Genomic DNA, 16,508 nt, shown 5'->3' with positions numbered 1-16,508 from the left:
CTCAGCCGGCCGTGTGCTCGACCTCGACCGTGACCCGGTCGGGATAGAACGCCACGTGCCCGCGGATGCTCGCGACGGCGTCATAAGGCCCGGGGTACGTCCACCCGGCATCCTCGACGATGCCTTCGGGAGTGGTGATCGAGACATAGCTCGCCGTTCCCTTGAACGGGCAGTAGGTGGACGTGTCGGTCGGAGACACCACCGACGCGTCGAGGTCGGACCGAGGAACGTAGACGACCGGCGGGTAGGTCGACTCCCGCAGCGTCAGAGCGGCGGTCGTATCGGCGACGACGGTGTCACCGACCAGGACCCGGACCCTTGAGGGTGTCGGTTCCACGGAGATCGGATGAAGAGCATCGGGAAGACGGCGTCTGCGGCTCATCTCAGCGCCAACCGCCAGTACGACCGGCGTATTCCGGTCGAGCCCCGGTCAGACCATCGGAGGGAGGGCGCGCGTCTGCACCAGCATCTCCGCGACCCTGCGCAACCGGAGGTTGTGGTGCTGCGAGTAGCGCTTGAGGACCTCGAACGCCCGCGGCTCGTCGAGACCGAACCGCTCCATCAGGATCCCCTGTGCCTGACCGATCAGCTTGCGGGAGTCGAGCGCGAGCTGCAGGTGAGCCTCACGGTCGGCCCGGACGAGGGCTACCGCTGCGTGCCGGGCGAAGAGGTGCGCCAGCGCGCTGTCGTCCTCGTCGAAGAACCGAGGAACGCAGGAGTAGAGCGAGACCACACCGATCCGGCGTCCCTGGATCGGGAGCCCGACGGCGAGCAGACTCTTGAAACCGCGCTCGGACAGGCCGGAGGTCCAGTCGCGCCACCGCGTCTCTTGACCCAGGTCGCCGACACGGAGGGTCTGGTCCCAGTCGGAGCTGAGCCACGGGCCTTCCTGGCACTTCTCCTGGATCTCGTCGACCTCCACGACCAGGTCGCTGGTGGCGGCCACCGTCTCGAGGCGGCTGTTGCCGCGCAACAGCGTCACACCCGCCGCATCCATCTCGAGTGTCTCGCAGAGGTACGCGATGACCTGCTCGGCCGTCTCCTCGAGGGAATCAGCGGCATGCAGCTCCTCGACGATCTCGACCAGCTCTTGATGGTCGAGGCGCGCATCTTCCATACCGCAGCCGCTCCTGAACAGACTTGTCCCCGGGATCTGCCTGGCAGTCTAAGCAGCACATATTTTCTATCACCTTCGCCGCGGCGCGTCGTCATCGGCACGCGGCTCCGGAGGCTGGCGCTGGGTCAGGCAGGGTCGGCCGCGTGCATGTGGCCGTAGGCGTACTCGCTTCGTCGCAGCAGCATCGCGACCAGCATGAAGAGGGGCATCAGCACGTGCCCCAGCATCATCAGACCCATCTCGGCGAGCACACCGGCCCACAGCAGCGGGAACAGCACCCAGAACCCGGCGTACATGGCGAGGGTCATCTCCACGACGAGCTGGAGGCGGGCGCGATGGAACCGCATCCACGCCACCATCGTGATGCTCATCGCCGTCGCCATCGCCGTCGCGTCGACGTCGGGGCGCGAGGCCCACGCGGAGACGGCGGTCGACCCGGCCAGGACGCTCCACAGGGGGTAGAGGGCCGCCATGCCGACAAGCATGGCCACGATCATCTCCAGGTAGTGACGGGTGAACGTCCAGGCCGGACGCCGCCACCACGAGAGCGGGCGCTCGGCTTCGGCGGTGACGGACGCGCCACCGTGATGCTGGGACGTCATGAGGATCCCCCCTCAACTCGTACGCATGTGTACGAGATCAAGGTAACACCAACTCGGACACATGTGTACGAATTGTTTCTGGGATGGCACGCACCGACCGCCGTACGTCCGTACGGCGACTACTCGACGTCGGCGGGAAGCTCGCGCGTCCTGATGAGCTCGTCAGCGATCTCGCGCAGCGGGACGTCGTGGCTCGTCGACGCACGGCGCAGGACGTTGAACGCCTGGTCGGCCGAGAGGCCGAAGCGTTCCATCAGCATTCCCTGCGCCTGCCCGATGGCGACTCGGGTCGCCAGCGCCGACCGGAAGCTCTGCTCCTTGCGGGTCGACGAGATCACGACCGCGATCTGGGTGGCGGCGAGATAGCCCAGCTCCCTCGCCTCGTCGTCGAAGGCGTCGACCTCTTTGCCGTAGAGGTTGAGCGCTCCGATCGTCTCGTCGCTGGTGAAGAGGCGATAGCTGACGATGCTGCGGACACCGAGGTCGTGCACGACGCTGCCGGCCCACAGCGGCCACCGGGGGTCGTGTGCCAGGTCGGCCGCGTAGACCGTCGGGGTCTCGACCACGGCATCGAGCGACGGACCCTCGCCGAGCTCGGCCTGGAGCTGGTCGGCCCGCAGAGCCAACGAGTCGCTCTCGGCGAGACTCTCGAAGGACTCTCGGCCGGCGAAGGTGATGCTTGCGGCCGCACAGCCGCCGATGTAGGTCGCGACGAACTCGACCGACTGCTGAGCGACGGAGTCGACGGTCTCGGCCGCGTCGATGTCGCGCGCCGCCATAGCCAGGTCGCCGAGAGCGCCCGAGGGGGTGTTGGAGAGCACGACTCAGATTACTCCGTGCTGTCATCGCCCCGGTAGACCGTGGTCTGGCGACATCGGAATCTGTGTCCGGACCGTTGTGGAGCAGAGACGCCAGGACGCACGCACGTGTGACCGGACCCATACCCGCCGGCCGCCTCATCCCGCGGGAGCCGCCATCACCGCAGGCCAGCGCGTTGCGACGGTGCCCGCGTCGTACTTCGCCATGAACAGCGGCTTTACCGCGCGATGAAATGACTGCTATACAGGCGGCCGAACGCGCGTGCCGCAATCGGAGTCGGCCGTGCAGAAGGGAGCTTCGCATGACCGACGTCGACACAGCTCTGAACGAGGAGACGCCCTACGCGCGCGTTGGCGGTGGAAGTGCTGTCCGCGTGGTGGTCGATCGTTTCTACGAGCTCGTCATCGCCGACCCGCAGCTGGCTCCCTACTTCGCCAACACCGACCTCCCCACGCTGAAGCAGCACCAAGTGCACCTGATCTCCCACCTTCTCGGTGGACCGGTCGAGTACACCGGCCGTGAGCTGCGGGACGCGCACGTCGGCCTCAACATCACCCACGAGGCGTACGCGCTCGTGACGAAGCATCTGGTCGCGGCCCTCACCGAGGCAGGCGTCCCCGACGACATCATCGCGACGCTCGGCGGCACGCTCGTCGCGGTCGAGCCGGACATCGTCAGTCAGGAGAGCTGACCGGCGTGGATCCAGCAGCACTCAAGGAGAGCTGGGCGTACGTCGCCAAGCACGGCGACGACGTCCCGCTCTTCTTCTACTCGCACCTCTTCCTGTCCCACCCCGACGTCCGGTCGATGTTCCCCGTCTCGATGTCCGCGCAGCGGGACAAGCTCGTGACGGCGCTCGGCACCGTCGTCAGCAACGTCGACAGCCTCGAGAACGTCGTGCCCGTGCTCGGACAGCTCGGGAGCGACCACCGTCGCTTCCGGGTCTCCCCTGACCAGTACAACGCCGTCGGCGGCTCCCTCCTCGCGACCCTCAAGCACTTCCTCGGCGAGCAGTGGACGGACGAGCTGGCGGCGGACTGGGCCGCGGCGTACGGCGTGATCGCCAAGACGATGGTCCAAGGAGCCGAGGAGTCGGCCAAGACCACGCCTTCGTGGTGGGACGCGGAGGTCGTCGACGTGGAGCGACGCACGCTCGACGTCGCGGTCGTCCGGCTCCGGCTCGACCAGCGTCTCCCGTACCGGCCTGGTCAGTCGATCGCCGTCGAGGTTCCCCAGCGTCCTCGTCTGTGGCGTTACTACAGCCCGGCGAACGCGCCGCGCGACGACAGCTCCATCGATCTGCACGTGCAGATCGTCGACGGCGGGCAGGTCAGCAGCGCCATCGTCAAGGACCTGCAGCGTGGTGACACCGTCCGGATGAGTGCTGCCGTCGGTGTCGCTCTGACGCTGGAGGATCCGACGCGAGACCTCCTCCTGGTCGCCGGAGGCACAGGCCTCGCCCCGATGAAGGCGGTCATCGAAGAGGTCGACGCCTACTGGCGCCAGACGGGACGTGGCCCGAAGGTCCACCTGTTCCACGGTGCGCGCATGCCGTGGAACCTCTACGACGACGAGGCGATGCGCGAGATGACGAAGCGTCCGTGGTTCTCCTACGACGCAGCCGTCTCCGACGACACGACCTACCGGGGCCAGCGTGGCACCGTGGGCCACGTCGCGGCGGCGCGCGGCGGCTGGCGAGGCTACCGGGCGTTCGTCTGCGGGTCACGCGGGATGGTCGAGAACACCGTCCCTCAGCTCGTCTCCGCGGGGATCCCGCCCAGCGACATCCGTTACGAGGACTTCGGCGAAGGCGGCTACCGACCGCGCGACACGGCAAAGGACGGGTAACAGCCATGACGACCCCCACGGACACCAGCAGAATCTCGTCAGAGATCCGTCAAGCCACCTTCACGGTCCGTCGGCGCGGGCTCGACGAGCAAGAGGTCGGTGACTACCTGAGCCAGCTCGCCATGGCCGTCCAGCGCCTCGAGGAGGACAACGCGAGGCTGCGCGCCGACCTCCGCACCAAGGAGGAGGAGAAGCACAGCGAGCCGATCAGCGCCCAGGCCGTCATCATGTTCGCCGAGGCCCAGAAGGTCGCCGACAGCCTCATCGACGAGGCGGTCACGCACGCGCGCGACCTCATGATGTCGGCACGGGCGCAGCAGCGCGACATCGTCCGAGACGCGCACGACGCCGCGACCGAGGCCGTCCGCAAGGTCGAGCCGCTGGCACAGACGACCGAGGGCACCCGTTACGACCACCCGATCCCCGAGATCGAGTACGTCCGCACGTTCGCGAAGGTCGCGCAGATCCAGCTCCGGTCCGTGCTCGACGCGCTGACCGAGCAGGTCGACGCGCTGGGCGAGATGCCGAAGCTCGAGACGACGCAGAAGCGTCTCGAGCCACCGGTCGGACCGTGACTATCCGGGCTCGCCGGAGCCGAGGGCGTCGGCGAGCCCGCGCATGCCGGCAAGCAGTCCACCGTCGACCCGCAGGTCGGTGCCGGTGATCCAGCTCGCACGGTCGGAGAGGAGGAAGGCCACCGCGTCCGCGACGTCCTGCGGCACGCCCACCCGCTGCAGCGGGTACCAGCCGGTGGCCTCGTCGAGCGCGTGGGGATCGGCCGCCAGCTGCCTGCGGCGTGCGGCGTTGATGACCGTCCCGGGTGACACCGAGTTGACGCGGACACCGTGCGGCCCGTACTGGACGGCGAGGGTGCGGGTGAGGTTGAGCACCCCGGCCTTGGCTGCGCTGTAGATGTCGGTGCCGAAATAGGCGTGCCCGTTCACCGAGGCGATGTTGACGACCGAGCCACGACCAGCCTCGCGCATCGCCGGGAGCAGTGCCTGGCAGAGTCGGAACGTCCCTCCGAGGACGACGTCGAGGTCCTGTGACCAGGTCGCCTCGTCGATGGTCTCGAAGGGCTCCCCGCTGCAGGTAGCCGCTCCGTTGACGAGGCGGTCAGGAGGCCCGAGGCGCCGGACCAGGTCGGAGGCGACCTGGCGGACCTCGTCGGCGGACCGCAGGTCCAGACCGACGGCCTCCGCGCCGTCGAGGTCATCAGCGACCGCCTGGACCGTGTCGAGGTCACGGTCGGCCAGCACGACGTGCGCGCCTTCGGCCACCAGGGTCCGGGCGATGGCCTGCCCGATGTCGCTTGCCGCACCTGTCACGATCGCATGGGTCATGACGGAACCCTGTCGGGTCGTGGTCAGAAGGGCAACCGTCGCGGACGTGGAGACGTTCGTGGAGCGGTGATCAGGAGCGGGCGAGGGTGTCGAGGTCGCGCACCGCGTAGCGGTGGTGCTCGACCTCTTCGCCGAGCACCACTCCGAGGCAGCGCCGCACAACGTACTCGTGGTCGGGGTACGGGTCCGCGGGCTTGCGCCGGCAGACCCGGTCCAGCTCGGCCTCGGTCAGCCCGTCGACGAGGCGCCGCACCGAAGTCATGCGCTCGGACCGCGCAGCGAGCACCTGGTCGAGCGACGGCGTGGCGTCGAGCGTCAGCCCCAGCGCGGGTGCGACATCGGCCGGCATCCCGCTGGAAGGAAGCCCCAGCGGATGGTACGGCGCCTCCTGCTCGAGCACGGCGTTGCCGAGCCAGGCATCCGTGGCGAACAGCAGGTGGCGCTGAGTCTCGACGAACGACCACTCACCATCGACGCGCTCGTGCAACGCCGACTGCGGCATCAGCCTGGCGCGATCGACCGTCACAGCCCACATCGCCTCGATGGCGTCCCAGGCGGCCTGGTAGTCGGCCGGAGTGACGGCGCCCCGGGCGAGGACCCGCTCGGGCTGCCGCTCGTCGAGCTCGCCCTGGACGTACGCGGCGACGTCGACGTCGTTGACGACGATGCGTGTGAACTGACCGCCGACATAGACGTCCTCCCCGTAGCAGTCGACGATCTTCAGCCCATCGACCGCGCAGTCGCGGACCTCCAGACCGGAGAGGTCGGACTCGGAGATCCGGGCGCCACGGAACTGGTCGCTCTTCTCGTACTCAGCAGCCACCGAGCAAGTCTTGCGCAACGGTCTTCCGTTCCACAAGGCGCGATGCGGGCTACGACTGGAGGGGCTCCCCCGTCTCGAGCAGCGTCTTGAGCCCGGACAGGACGGTCATCCAACCGACCCCGGCCACACTCCTCGCGGTGCCCGGCGACTGCTCCAGCTGGTCGTGGACCACCGTCAGCAGGCACACTCCGGAGTCTCGTGGCTCGATCTCCCACGTGACGCGACTGAGCGGCTCCGACGCGAGCTCCGGGTCGTACGCCGACGTCCAGCCGTGGACGAGACGTCGTGGCGGATCGAACACCATCAGCTCGGTGTCACCCCACGACGAACCGTCGGAGCCGTAGGCCTCGTAGCCCTCCGGCGTCGCGGAGATGCGGGCGCCGTAGAAGTACTGCGCGGTGAACTGGGGCGAGACGAGCGCCTCCCAGAGCTTCTCGGGGGTCGTCTTGACGAGGATCTGATAGACCTGCACGGTCGTCGCCTGCGCGTCCTGCGTGTTGCCGATGGTGCTCATGTGCCCTCCTGCGAACGGTTGTCTTCGAGCCTGGCCTTGAGGTCTGAGAGAGCGGCGACCCGTTGCTCGGTGAACTTGTCGATCCAGCGGTCGTGGACCAACCGGATCGGCACCGGGTTGAGGAAGTGCAGGGTGGAGCGTCCCTCCTTGCGCGTGACGACCAGGCCGGCCTCCACGAGCACCTTGAGATGCTTCATCACACCGAACCGGGTCATCTCGAACTCTTCCTCCAGCTCCGTCAGCGTGCGCCCGTCCCGCGCGAAGAGCAGGTCCAGCAGGCGCCGACGCGTGCCGTCGGCCAGGGCCCGGAACACCACCTCGTCGATGTCGTCGTCTCTCACGCCCTCGACGTTATGTGACCAAATGGTCACATGTCAAGCCCGGGCCGGCGCGCCACCTCGCTCGGTACGGCGTGGACCCGCATGAGATCTTCGAGAGGGGATGGTTCGGCAAGCGAAGGAAGAGACATGCAGCAGGTGAAGGCAGTGGTCGCACGCGCCAAGGGCGAGCCGGTCGAGGTGACGACGATCAACGTCCCCGACCCCGGACCCGGCGAGGCGGTGGTCGCCGTCCAGGCCTGCGGCGTCTGTCACACCGACCTCCACTACCGGGAGGGCGGGATCAACGACGAGTTCCCCTTCCTGCTGGGCCACGAGGCGGCCGGCGTCGTCGAGGCGGTCGGACCTGACGTGACGAGCGTGGCCCCCGGAGACTTCGTGGTCCTCAACTGGCGGGCCGTCTGCGGCGAGTGCCGTGCGTGCAAGCGCGGCGACCTCCAGTACTGCTTCGACACGCACAACGCCACCCAGAAGATGACACTTGCCGAGGGCCCCGACGCGGGCACGGAGCTGACCCCCGCGCTCGGCATCGGCGCGTTCGCGGAGAAGACCCTCGTCGCCGCCGGCCAGTGCACCAAGGTCGACCCGTCGGCTCGTCCTGCCGCCGTGGGCCTCCTGGGATGTGGGGTGATGGCCGGCATCGGTGCCGCCATCAACACCGGAGGTGCCACGCGGGGCCGCTCGGTGGCCGTCATCGGGTGCGGCGGTGTCGGCGTCGCAGCGATCGCCGGTGCGGCGCTCGCCGGCGCATCGCCCGTCATCGCCGTCGACATCGACGCCAAGAAGCTGGAGGCTGCCCGCAGGCTCGGCGCGACCCACACCGTGGACTCCTCGACGACCGACCCGGTCGAGGCGATCCGCGAGATCGTCGGCGAGGTGTACGAGGGTGCCGAGGGAGCCGACCTCGTGATCGAGGCCGTCGGTCGTCCCGAGACGTGGAAGCAGGCGTTCTACGCTCGCGACCTCGCCGGCACCGTCGTCCTGGTGGGCGTGCCGACGCCCGACATGACGCTTCCTGACATCCCGCTGGTGGAGATGTTCAGTCGCGGCGGCGCGCTGAAGTCGAGCTGGTACGGCGACTGCCTGCCGTCGCGCGACTTCCCGATGCTGGTCGACCTCTATCGGCAGGGCCGGCTCGACCTCGACGCGTTCGTCACCGAGGAGATCGGGATCGGCGACGTCGAGGCCGCCTTCGCCCGCATGCACGACGGCGACGTGCTCCGCTCGGTGGTGATCCTCTGATGGCCCGCGTGGACCACGCCGTCGCGTCCGGCACCTTCAGCCTGGACGGGGAGACCTTCGAGGTCGACAACAACATCTGGGTGGTCGGGGACGATCGGGAGTGCGTGGTGATCGACGCCCCCCACTCCGTGGAGGACGTCCTCGCCGTCGTCGGTGACCGGATGGTGACCGCGATCGTGTGCACCCACGCTCACGACGACCACGTCCGGGTGGCCCCCGCCCTCCGCGAGCGGGTGGGGGCCCCGATCATGCTGCACCCGGCCGACCGGCCGCTCTGGGAGCTCACCCACCCCGACACCACGTGGGACGTCGATCTCGCCGACGGCGACACGATCACGGTCGGCGGGACCGAGCTGCGCGTCCTGCACACGCCGGGACACGCGCCGGGTGCGGTCTGCCTCTACGCCGAGGACATCGGCTGCGTCTTCACCGGCGACACGCTCTTCCAGGGCGGCCCCGGCGCGACCGGACGGTCGTACTCCGACGCCGACGTCATCCGCGAGTCGATCCGATCCACGTTGTTCACCCTCCCGGAGGACACCGTCGTGCACACCGGCCACGGCGACGACACGACGATCGCCGCCGAGAAGGCAGGGATGACCGACTAGGTCGCGTCGCGCACCCGCTCGGCGAAGCGGACTGTGCGCTCGCGGAGACCGGCGACCCGGCGAGCGACGAACGCGTCCGGGTCGCCGGCTCCCTCGGCGCGGGTCGGCCGACGCCTCGCGTGCCCGGAGCAGGAGAGGTCGGCATGGACGAGCGTGCCGACGGTGTTGCCGTTGCGACCCGACGACCCCGACCGCTTGGCGACGTAGAGCACGACGTCCTCGGTCGCCTTGACGTCCTCGCACCACGTGCAGATGGCCGGCCGATGCCCGGTCGTCTGGGCCGTCCGGAGCAGCAGGCCGACGAGACCCTCGGCGGTGGGGACGACGGCGTAGGCGCGCCGTGGCGCCTTGGGATCGACCCAGCCGAGGAAGTCGCGGGAGTCCCAGTCCACCTCGTCGAGGGACGGAGGCACAGGCGCCTGGGTCGCCTCTCGACGCGAGGCGTTCACGAACGATGAGCGGATCTCGGACTCGGTGACGGGATGCATGACGGACTCTCACGGCTGGGGGCGGGGGACCACACACGATCGTGCGTCGGCCCGGCCGTCAGATCAAACCCGTTTCGTCGGCTCCGTCTCCGGCTCAACCCACACGGTCGAGCAGCGCACGCGAGCGTCGTACGGCGAGCGCGGTCGCCTCGGCGTCGTAGGTGGGCAGGGTGCTGTCGAGGAAGAGGTGCGTGTTGCCGGGATAGAGGAACAGCTCGGCGAGGTCAGGCCCGACGGTGTCGACGATCCCGCGCGCGGCCTCCACGTCGCCCTCGTGCGCGAAGATCGCGTCGTCGTCCTTGCCGTGGATCTGCACCGGCACCCCGTCGGGCCAGGGTCCGAACGCCCACTCCCCCGTGATGGGGAGGCACCCCTCGTACAGCAGAGCTCCCCGAGCACCGGGCCGGGTCTGCGCGAGGCGCTGAGCCTCCATGATGCCGAAGGAGATGCCGGCGAAGACGAGCTCGGGTGGCAGGCCGCTCAAGGCCGCATCGACCCGCTCCCGGACGACGTCGTCGTCGATCGACTGGGCGAACGCCATCCCCTCCTCGAGACTCGCGGGCGTCTCCCCGTCGAACAGGTCGGGGGTGTGCACGGTGCGCCCGCCTTCGGCGAGCTGGTCGGCGAAGGCTCGCACCCCGTCGGTCAGTCCCTGCACGTGGTGGAACAGGACGACGTCGGTCACGATGTGCTCCTCTCGCCGCGGATGTCGGCGCCGACGACTCTAGGGCGGCGAGAGGGGCCGGTCAACGGCCCCTCTCGGACGAGGAAGGGCACGAGACGCCGGGCGGTGTCGAGCTCGTGGTGGTCAGGCCGTCCGGTACCCACGTTCGCCCGCTGCGTGCGCAGCGGGCGACGAGCTGACCGTGGACCGGCGGGAGATCCCCGGGTGCTATGCCCTCCCGCCGGTCCGCGGAGATCAGAACCGCGAGAACGGCTTGGGCGTGGCGTACCCGAAGGTGTCGCCGGCGCTGAACGCGTCGACACCGAACGTCGAGTTCAGTGCACCTGCGGCCGTCGCCGTCAGCCGCAGACGGACAGCTCCGTACCGAAGACGGTTGGAGAATCCGATGGTGAACAGGTCGGCGCGGCCGACGTTGCCGATGGTCCCCGAGACCTCAGCGCTCACGCGCAGGCGACCGAGGTCGATGTTGAAGTTCTTCAGCGCGATGGTCGACGACCCGGCAGTGAGGCTGAGGCCGCCGCTGTGCCTGATCCGCAGCTTGCCGAGGGTGTAGCCGGTGATGGGGAAGGACGCCGAGAGCGTGTCCCTGAACGGAGCAGCCTTGGCGCCCTCGATCGGCGCCGGCGTGATCCCCGCTCCGGCGATCAAGGAGTAGACCTCCGGCGCGACGACCACCTGGGTGTAGCCGGTCCGCGGCCGGGTCTGGGCCTCGGCGGGCGCTGTTGCCACGGCGACGAGCCCGAAGCCTGTCAGGAGAGCGACGAGCGCTCCGACCAACCGGTTCCTCTTCATGAGTCTGCCTCTCTGTCGAGTGTGCCGGTCACCCGGCCCTTCACTAGTACTTCGCCCGACAGCGGCGTACGGATGCCAAGGATCAGATCTCCAGGCGAGAATCTTCCAGATCGAGGTCCTGCAGGATGCGGTTCGCGACCTCGTTCGAGATCTCTCCGTCCCCTCGGAGGCGCAGCAGCGCGAGGCGCTGAGCGTCCAGGACGGCTCGAACCATCCGCTGATAGGACTGCGACCGGTCCTCGTACCCCTCGTCCTCCCGCCTTCCCGCTCGGGCGGCGAAGCGGGCCTCGCGGTAGCGGTACATCGCTCGCATCCGTTCCACCGAGTCGGGGCGGGTCCAGTCCTGGTCCTCGAGACGGTCCATCTCGGCCAGCGCCGCCCTCGCCGCCGCAAGACGGCCTCGGACCTCCTCCGCCTCCCCCTCCCCCGCCGAGGTGATGCCGAGGCGGCGGATCAGCGTGGGTAGCGTCAGGCCCTGCACGACGAGCATCACCAGGATGACGGTGAACGTGAGGAACACGATGAGGTCACGGCTCGGGAAGGCGTCGCCGGTGTCGGTGGTCAGCGGGATCGCGAGCGCCACCGCCAAGGAGACGGCTCCGCGCATGCCGCTCCATGCCAGCACCAGACGGAGGCGTGGGCCCACCCGTCGGGCACGTTGGGACGGCCGGCGGTCCACCACCCGGATCAGGTAGGGCACGGTGAAGAACCACACGAGCCGTACGCCGACGACTGCGCCCGCCACGGCGAGTGCATAGCCGGTCAGGGCCGCGGCGGAGTAGTCCCCCAGCGATTCCACCACCGTCGGGAGCTGCAGGCCGATGAGTACGAACAGCAGCGCGTTGACGAGGAAGTCGAGCAGGTCCCACACGAAGAACCCCTGGAGCCTCGTCCTCGACTCGGGGAGGATGCCCGGTGCACGGATGCCCATGTAGAGACCTGCGGTGACCGTCGCCAGCACACCCGAGGCGCCGAGGGCATCGGCCGGGACGAAGGCCGCGTAGCCGGTCAGCAGGGAGATCGTCACGCTCACCTGCGCATCGGAGATCCGGGCACGGATCTGGGTGGCGACCCACCCGATCGCGAGCCCGATGAGCACTCCACCGAGGGCACCGAGCACAAACTCCGCACCGGCCTGCCCCAGGGAGAACGTGCCGACCACGACCGCCGCGACGGCGACCCGGTACGCGACGAGAGCCGTGGCGTCGTTGAAGAGCCCTTCGCCCTCGACAGCGCTGACCAGGCGTCGCGGCGCCGAGAGCCGACGCATGATCGTGGCCGCGGCCACGGGATCGGTGGGCGACACGATGGCGCCGAGGACGAAGGCGGCGCTCCAGGGCAGGTCGGGGACCACCGCGTGCGCCACCCAGGCCACCGCACACATCGTCACGAGGACGAGGGCGACGGTGCTGAACGTGAGCGCGCGCATGTTGGCGCGGAAGTCACCGAAGTTGGCGTAGATCGCGGACTTGTACAGCAGCGGCGGCAGGAAGATCACCAGCACGACCTCGGGGTCGAGGCGCACCTCCGGCAGGCCGGGCACGAACCCGACGAGGGCACCCCCGACCACGAGCACGATCGGGTACGGCACGGAGATCCGGTTCGCGAGCGCTCCCAGACCCGCGACGGCGACGAGCAGACCGAGGATGAGGATCTCGAAATCGCCCATCGCCCCACGATGTCAGGCTCGGCTCGCGTGCGCGCGTCATCTCACGTCCCGCCTGCTGGGCAGGCACTCCTGCCAGTCAGTTGTGCACAACTCAATGTCGCGCTAGACATGAGGCATGGCCATGCCGACCCTCGACGAGCAGCTCTGCTTCGCGCTCTATTCGGCGTCGCGCGCGATGACGGCGACGTACCGACCGCTGCTGAAGGGGCTCGGACTCACCTATCCGCAGTACCTCGTGATGATGGCTCTCTGGGAAGAGGGCCGGGCCACGGTGGGTGGGCTGGGCGAGCGGCTGCAGCTCGACTCGGGGACGCTCTCGCCGCTGCTGAAGCGACTGGAGGCGCACGGATACCTCCGCCGCCAGCGCTCGACGAGCGACGAGCGGGTCGTCGAGGTGGTCCTCACTCCGGCGGGCTCCGACCTCGAACGCCAGGCGAGCGGCGTTCCGAGACAGGCGTTCTCGGCGACCGGCATGACCGCACACGAGACCGCGGACCTGCGCGAGGCGGTCCGCCGTCTCAGCGAGGCCCTCAATGCATCACGACGGAAGGAATCCGAGTGAAGACGCTCTACACCGCAGAGGCCCTGTCCACCGGCGACGGACGCGACGGCCACGCCAGCAGCTCCGACGGCCGGCTCGACGTCGAGCTCGCCATCCCCGCAGAGATGGGAGGGAGCGGCGAGGGAACCAACCCCGAGCAGCTCTTCGCCGTCGGGTACGCCGCATGCTTCCACTCCGCCCTCCGTCAGGTGGCACGCCAGGAGAAGGCCGACATCTCGGACTCCGCAGTCGGTGCCCGGGTGTCGCTCGGCTCCAACGGAGACGGTGGTTTCGGCCTGGCCGTGGAGCTCGAGATCACGCTCCCCCACATGGACGCCGCAACCGCCGAGGTGCTCACGGAGAAGGCCCACCAGGTCTGCCCGTACTCCAACGCCACCCGCGGCAACATCGACGTCACGCTCGTGGTCAGCGACGACTGACCGACCGCACGTCCTCGAGTGCGTCGCTCAGCCGAGGTTCTTCCGGAGCCCGACGAGCACGCCGCGGTCGAACCGTTCGACGGCGACGCACTCGAGGCCCGCGTCGCTCGCCGCAGCGTCGACGAGCGACTCGGCCTGGGCGCCCGGACCCACCTGGACCACGGCGTGGCCGCCGTCCAGGAGGTGGTGCCCGATCAGCGCGATGCTGTGCCGCGCGAGACCGAGTCCGTCGACCCCGCCGTCGATCGCCAGGGGCGGGTCCTCCGGGAACTCGCCGATCTCGTCGGTCGGGACCCACGGCGGGTCCGCGATCACCACGGCGAACCGCTCGTCCTCGTCGAGGACCGCCTCCGGGGAGCCGCACCGGATGTCGACGCGAGCCCCCGCGGCGTCCGCGTTCGACCGGGCGAAGGCGCAGGCGCGCTCACTCAGGTCGACCTGGACGAGGTGGCGCTCCATCATCGATGCCGCGAGCAGACCGATCTGCCCGGCGCCGGAGAAGATCTCCAGCACAGAGCCCTCCGGGGACCGTGAGGCGAGCTCGACCGCGAGCTCGGACTGACGTGCGGTCCAGGGGCGCGGACGCAGGACCGAGTCGTCGAAGGCGATCGTCAGGTGGCCGAACGGAGTCGTCTCAACACGTCGTGGGGTCACGCCTCATTCTCCGTGAGCCGATCCCGCCCCACCGATCGGCCCTGCCCGAGACAACGGCTCGCGGCACGCTCTTGGACGCCGCCGCCTCTGCTGCCGCGCCAATCCAGACGCTGCCGACCTCGGCGACTCCGGTGAGCGCGGCTCGACCCGACGTCACGGGATGACCCGACGTCCCGCACAGGGATGCCGGTGGCCGTCCGGTCAGGAGGGCGCCGCAGCACGCAACTTGTCCAGCAGCTCGCCAGCGGCCGAGTGGAGGAACTCCTCCTGCTTCTCGTCACCGATCTGCACCAGCGCGACGTCGGTGAAGCCGGCCTCCCAGTACGCCGACACCGCCTCGACCACGGCATCCAGGTCCGGCCCGCACGGGATCGACGCCGCCACGTCGTCCGGTGTCACGAACGCGCTCGCCGACTCGAACGCCTGAGTCGTCGGGAGGTTCGCGTTGACCGGCCAGCCCAGACCGAACCACCGGAACTGCTCGTGAGCCCGCTCGATCGCGGCGTCGCGGTCGGTGTCCCAGGAGATCGGGATCTGGCCGATCTTCCGCGAGTCCGGCAACGGCGTTCCCGAGCGCGCTCCGTTCCACTGCTCGATGATCTCGCTCTTGGGCTCGGTGGAGATCAGGTGGTCGGCCACCGGAGCGAACTGCTCGATCGACTTCGACCCCGACACGGCCACACCGATCTCCACGGGGTCGGAGGGAAGATCCCACACGCGGGCGGAGTCGACCTGGAAGTGCTGCCCGTCGTAGTCGACCAGCTCACCGCTGAACAGTTCCGTGATGATCTCGACCGCCTCGTACAGCATGGCGTGACGTTCGCGCGTCGCGGGCCAGCGTTCGCCGACCACGTGCTCGTTCAGGTTCTCTCCGGCACCGAGGCCGAGCGTGAAGCGCCCGTCGGAGAGCAGGCCCAGGGTCGCGGCCTTCTGCGCGACCACCGCGGGGTGGTAGCGGACGGTTGGGCAGGTCACGTACGTCATGAGCCCGACCCACTCCGTCGCGTGGGCGACCGCCCCGAGCATGCTCCACGCGTACGAGGCGTGCCCCTGCGTGTCGAGCCACGGGAAGTAGTGGTCGCTGGCCACCTCGAAGTCGAAGCCGACCCTCTCCGCCCTCACCGCGTAGTCGACCAGTGCCTTCGGTCCGGACTGCTCCGTCATCAAGGTGTAGCCGAACTGCACGAGATCCTCCTGGTGGTCCGATGAGGCGCCTCGAGGCAGCGCGCCGCCGTGAAGACGCCGGTACCCGAGGCGGTGGGGGTCAAAACCACGCCGGCCCGACGCCGCCCCTCAGCGCGCCGGCGCCGAGAGCCACGCGACGACGACGTCCCCGATCATCGAACGCAGCCTCGGTCGGGTGCTGTCGGCCAGGAGGTCGACGTCGAAGAGGTAGCCGAACGTGTACTGGTTCGCGACCTGGAACACGCAGTAGGCGCTGATGAGGAGATGGACGTCGAGGGCGTCGACGTCCTCACGGAAGCTCCCGTCCGCCATACCGCGCGAGAGGATCGTCTCGAGTACCTCCATCGCCGGCTTGCCCAGGTCGCGCAGCACCTCGAGCCGACGGATCCCGTCACCGCGGTGGATGTTCTCGATCGCGACCAGGCGCATGAAGTCCTGGTGCTCCACGTGGTGGTCGTACGTCAGCTCGGCAAGACGACGGATCGCGTCCACGGGCCCCAGGTCTCCGACCTCGAGGTGCTCCTCCGCGTCGCGGATGCCGCGGTACGCATGCTCGAGGACGGCGAGATAGAGCTGCTGCTTGCCGCCGAAGTAGTAGTAGATCATCCGCTTCGTCGTGCGGGTGCGCTCCGCGATGTCGTCGACGCGCGCCCCCGAATAACCGTCCTCGGCGAACGTCCGGGTGGCCACCTCGAGGATCTCGGCCTTCGTACGCTCGGGGTCGCGTTGTCTCGGGACGGTGTCGTTCACGGCCATCAACTTACCCTCGCCAGGCTATGTACGAACTGGTACGTTCTGAC

At 69.1% G+C, this 16,508-nt stretch carries 22 protein-coding genes; 7 read left to right on the top strand and 15 right to left on the bottom strand.

What is annotated here, in order from left to right; translation table 11 throughout:
• Nucleotide 1: 1 nt before the first annotated feature.
• The 4 genes from KV102_RS14780 to KV102_RS14765 all read right to left on the bottom strand — a co-directional run bounded on the left by KV102_RS14780 (nt 2) and on the right by KV102_RS14765 (nt 2,540).
• A complete protein-coding gene (locus KV102_RS14780) occupies nt 2–337 on the bottom strand; it encodes a DUF427 domain-containing protein (RefSeq protein WP_301022134.1) in 336 nt (111 codons plus the stop codon).
• Between the two features lie 93 nt (nt 338–430).
• Nucleotides 431–1,117 (bottom strand): GAF and ANTAR domain-containing protein, encoded by a 687-nt coding sequence (locus tag KV102_RS14775; protein ID WP_220340988.1) that lies wholly within the window; start codon nt 1,115–1,117, stop codon nt 431–433.
• Between the two features lie 125 nt (nt 1,118–1,242).
• Nucleotides 1,243–1,719 carry a hypothetical protein gene (locus KV102_RS14770; RefSeq protein ID WP_220346734.1) on the bottom strand — a complete coding sequence of 159 codons (477 nt, stop codon included), beginning with the start codon at nt 1,717–1,719 and terminating at the stop codon, nt 1,243–1,245.
• Nucleotides 1,720–1,838: 119 nt separating this feature from the next.
• Nucleotides 1,839–2,540 (bottom strand): GAF and ANTAR domain-containing protein, encoded by a 702-nt coding sequence (locus tag KV102_RS14765; RefSeq protein WP_220340986.1) that lies wholly within the window; start codon nt 2,538–2,540, stop codon nt 1,839–1,841.
• Between the two features lie 299 nt (nt 2,541–2,839).
• Between KV102_RS14765 and KV102_RS14760 the strand changes: the two genes are divergently transcribed.
• The 3 genes from KV102_RS14760 to KV102_RS14750 are packed head-to-tail and all read left to right on the top strand — an operon-like array spanning nt 2,840 to nt 4,961.
• Nucleotides 2,840–3,229, top strand: coding sequence for a group 1 truncated hemoglobin (locus tag KV102_RS14760; RefSeq protein WP_220340985.1), 390 nt, complete (start codon nt 2,840–2,842; stop codon nt 3,227–3,229).
• Nucleotides 3,230–3,234: 5 nt separating this feature from the next.
• Complete coding sequence (locus KV102_RS14755; protein ID WP_220340984.1) at nt 3,235–4,386, top strand: globin domain-containing protein; 1,152 nt, start codon at nt 3,235–3,237, stop codon at nt 4,384–4,386.
• Between the two features lie 5 nt (nt 4,387–4,391).
• A complete protein-coding gene (locus tag KV102_RS14750) occupies nt 4,392–4,961 on the top strand; it encodes a DivIVA domain-containing protein (RefSeq protein ID WP_220340983.1) in 570 nt (189 codons plus the stop codon).
• Here KV102_RS14750 and KV102_RS14745 read toward each other — a convergent pair whose 3' ends face one another.
• The 4 genes from KV102_RS14745 to KV102_RS14730 form a co-directional block, all read right to left on the bottom strand.
• The gene (locus KV102_RS14745; protein WP_220346733.1) at nt 4,962–5,729 is read right to left on the bottom strand and encodes an SDR family NAD(P)-dependent oxidoreductase; all 768 of its coding nucleotides are present in this window, start codon (nt 5,727–5,729) and stop codon (nt 4,962–4,964) included.
• Between the two features lie 70 nt (nt 5,730–5,799).
• On the bottom strand, nt 5,800–6,552 hold the full coding sequence (locus KV102_RS14740) for a DinB family protein (protein ID WP_220346732.1): 753 nt from the start codon (nt 6,550–6,552) through the stop codon (nt 5,800–5,802).
• A 49-nt stretch (nt 6,553–6,601) separates the two neighbouring features.
• A complete protein-coding gene (locus KV102_RS14735; protein ID WP_220346731.1) occupies nt 6,602–7,066 on the bottom strand; it encodes an SRPBCC domain-containing protein in 465 nt (154 codons plus the stop codon).
• Complete coding sequence (locus KV102_RS14730; RefSeq protein WP_220340979.1) at nt 7,063–7,407, bottom strand: helix-turn-helix transcriptional regulator; 345 nt, start codon at nt 7,405–7,407, stop codon at nt 7,063–7,065. Before KV102_RS14730 ends, KV102_RS14735 begins: the two co-directional genes overlap by 4 nt.
• A gap of 126 nt (nt 7,408–7,533) precedes the next feature.
• On the opposite strand from KV102_RS14730, the gene KV102_RS14725 reads away from it, so the two are divergent.
• Both KV102_RS14725 and KV102_RS14720 read left to right on the top strand, forming a co-directional pair.
• Complete coding sequence (locus KV102_RS14725) at nt 7,534–8,646, top strand: S-(hydroxymethyl)mycothiol dehydrogenase (protein ID WP_220346730.1); 1,113 nt, start codon at nt 7,534–7,536, stop codon at nt 8,644–8,646.
• Nucleotides 8,646–9,254 carry an MBL fold metallo-hydrolase gene (locus KV102_RS14720; protein ID WP_220346729.1) on the top strand — a complete coding sequence of 203 codons (609 nt, stop codon included), beginning with the start codon at nt 8,646–8,648 and terminating at the stop codon, nt 9,252–9,254. Before KV102_RS14725 ends, KV102_RS14720 begins: the two co-directional genes overlap by 1 nt.
• Here the strand turns inward: KV102_RS14720 and KV102_RS14715 are convergent.
• From KV102_RS14715 to KV102_RS14700, 4 genes are all read right to left on the bottom strand, one after another.
• Complete coding sequence (locus KV102_RS14715; RefSeq protein ID WP_220346728.1) at nt 9,251–9,742, bottom strand: FBP domain-containing protein; 492 nt, start codon at nt 9,740–9,742, stop codon at nt 9,251–9,253. The genes KV102_RS14720 and KV102_RS14715 overlap by 4 nt on opposite strands.
• 94 nt (nt 9,743–9,836) lie before the next feature.
• Nucleotides 9,837–10,427 (bottom strand): dienelactone hydrolase family protein, encoded by a 591-nt coding sequence (locus tag KV102_RS14710; RefSeq protein WP_220346727.1) that lies wholly within the window; start codon nt 10,425–10,427, stop codon nt 9,837–9,839.
• Between the two features lie 234 nt (nt 10,428–10,661).
• Complete coding sequence (locus tag KV102_RS14705; RefSeq protein ID WP_220340974.1) at nt 10,662–11,219, bottom strand: hypothetical protein; 558 nt, start codon at nt 11,217–11,219, stop codon at nt 10,662–10,664.
• Nucleotides 11,220–11,301: 82 nt separating this feature from the next.
• Nucleotides 11,302–12,888 (bottom strand): Na+/H+ antiporter, encoded by a 1,587-nt coding sequence (locus KV102_RS14700; protein ID WP_220346726.1) that lies wholly within the window; start codon nt 12,886–12,888, stop codon nt 11,302–11,304.
• 115 nt (nt 12,889–13,003) lie between these two features.
• Here KV102_RS14700 and KV102_RS14695 point away from each other — a divergent pair, with 115 nt between their 5' ends.
• Together KV102_RS14695 and KV102_RS14690 are read left to right on the top strand one after the other, a co-directional pair.
• Nucleotides 13,004–13,450 carry a MarR family winged helix-turn-helix transcriptional regulator gene (locus tag KV102_RS14695; protein ID WP_220346725.1) on the top strand — a complete coding sequence of 149 codons (447 nt, stop codon included), beginning with the start codon at nt 13,004–13,006 and terminating at the stop codon, nt 13,448–13,450.
• Complete coding sequence (locus KV102_RS14690; protein ID WP_220346873.1) at nt 13,441–13,869, top strand: organic hydroperoxide resistance protein; 429 nt, start codon at nt 13,441–13,443, stop codon at nt 13,867–13,869. The genes KV102_RS14695 and KV102_RS14690 overlap by 10 nt, the downstream gene beginning before the upstream one ends.
• Nucleotides 13,870–13,896: 27 nt before the next feature.
• Here KV102_RS14690 and KV102_RS14685 read toward each other — a convergent pair whose 3' ends face one another.
• The 3 genes from KV102_RS14685 to KV102_RS14675 all read right to left on the bottom strand — a co-directional run bounded on the left by KV102_RS14685 (nt 13,897) and on the right by KV102_RS14675 (nt 16,464).
• A complete protein-coding gene (locus KV102_RS14685; protein ID WP_220340971.1) occupies nt 13,897–14,523 on the bottom strand; it encodes a methyltransferase domain-containing protein in 627 nt (208 codons plus the stop codon).
• Nucleotides 14,524–14,724: 201 nt separating this feature from the next.
• On the bottom strand, nt 14,725–15,708 hold the full coding sequence (locus KV102_RS14680; RefSeq protein ID WP_308289371.1) for a TIGR03557 family F420-dependent LLM class oxidoreductase: 984 nt from the start codon (nt 15,706–15,708) through the stop codon (nt 14,725–14,727).
• Nucleotides 15,709–15,816: 108 nt separating this feature from the next.
• Nucleotides 15,817–16,464 carry a TetR/AcrR family transcriptional regulator gene (locus tag KV102_RS14675; protein ID WP_220346724.1) on the bottom strand — a complete coding sequence of 216 codons (648 nt, stop codon included), beginning with the start codon at nt 16,462–16,464 and terminating at the stop codon, nt 15,817–15,819.
• Nucleotides 16,465–16,508: the final 44 nt, after the last annotated feature.

The organism is Mumia sp. zg.B53 (assembly GCF_019550935.1).
Lineage (GTDB): Bacteria > Actinomycetota > Actinomycetes > Propionibacteriales > Nocardioidaceae > Mumia.
Note: the sequence above shows the minus strand (reverse complement) of the source record. Positions and strands in the feature narration are given on the sequence as shown.

Excerpts from the sequence above, each read along its gene's own strand:
- KV102_RS14745 (WP_220346733.1), bottom strand. The coding sequence starts at position 5,729 with ATGACCCATGCGATCGTGACAGGTGCGGCAAGCGACATCGGGCAGGCC.
- KV102_RS14725 (WP_220346730.1), top strand. The coding sequence starts at position 7,534 with ATGCAGCAGGTGAAGGCAGTGGTCGCACGCGCCAAGGGCGAGCCGGTC.
- KV102_RS14735 (WP_220346731.1), bottom strand. The coding sequence starts at position 7,066 with ATGAGCACCATCGGCAACACGCAGGACGCGCAGGCGACGACCGTGCAG.
- KV102_RS14750 (WP_220340983.1), top strand. The coding sequence starts at position 4,392 with ATGACGACCCCCACGGACACCAGCAGAATCTCGTCAGAGATCCGTCAA.
- KV102_RS14760 (WP_220340985.1), top strand. The coding sequence starts at position 2,840 with ATGACCGACGTCGACACAGCTCTGAACGAGGAGACGCCCTACGCGCGC.
- KV102_RS14715 (WP_220346728.1), bottom strand. The coding sequence starts at position 9,742 with ATGCATCCCGTCACCGAGTCCGAGATCCGCTCATCGTTCGTGAACGCC.
- KV102_RS14770 (WP_220346734.1), bottom strand. The coding sequence starts at position 1,719 with ATGACGTCCCAGCATCACGGTGGCGCGTCCGTCACCGCCGAAGCCGAG.
- KV102_RS14705 (WP_220340974.1), bottom strand. The coding sequence starts at position 11,219 with ATGAAGAGGAACCGGTTGGTCGGAGCGCTCGTCGCTCTCCTGACAGGC.
- KV102_RS14675 (WP_220346724.1), bottom strand. The coding sequence starts at position 16,464 with ATGGCCGTGAACGACACCGTCCCGAGACAACGCGACCCCGAGCGTACG.
- KV102_RS14695 (WP_220346725.1), top strand. The coding sequence starts at position 13,004 with ATGGCCATGCCGACCCTCGACGAGCAGCTCTGCTTCGCGCTCTATTCG.
- KV102_RS14720 (WP_220346729.1), top strand. The coding sequence starts at position 8,646 with ATGGCCCGCGTGGACCACGCCGTCGCGTCCGGCACCTTCAGCCTGGAC.
- KV102_RS14700 (WP_220346726.1), bottom strand. The coding sequence starts at position 12,888 with ATGGGCGATTTCGAGATCCTCATCCTCGGTCTGCTCGTCGCCGTCGCG.
- KV102_RS14775 (WP_220340988.1), bottom strand. The coding sequence starts at position 1,117 with ATGGAAGATGCGCGCCTCGACCATCAAGAGCTGGTCGAGATCGTCGAG.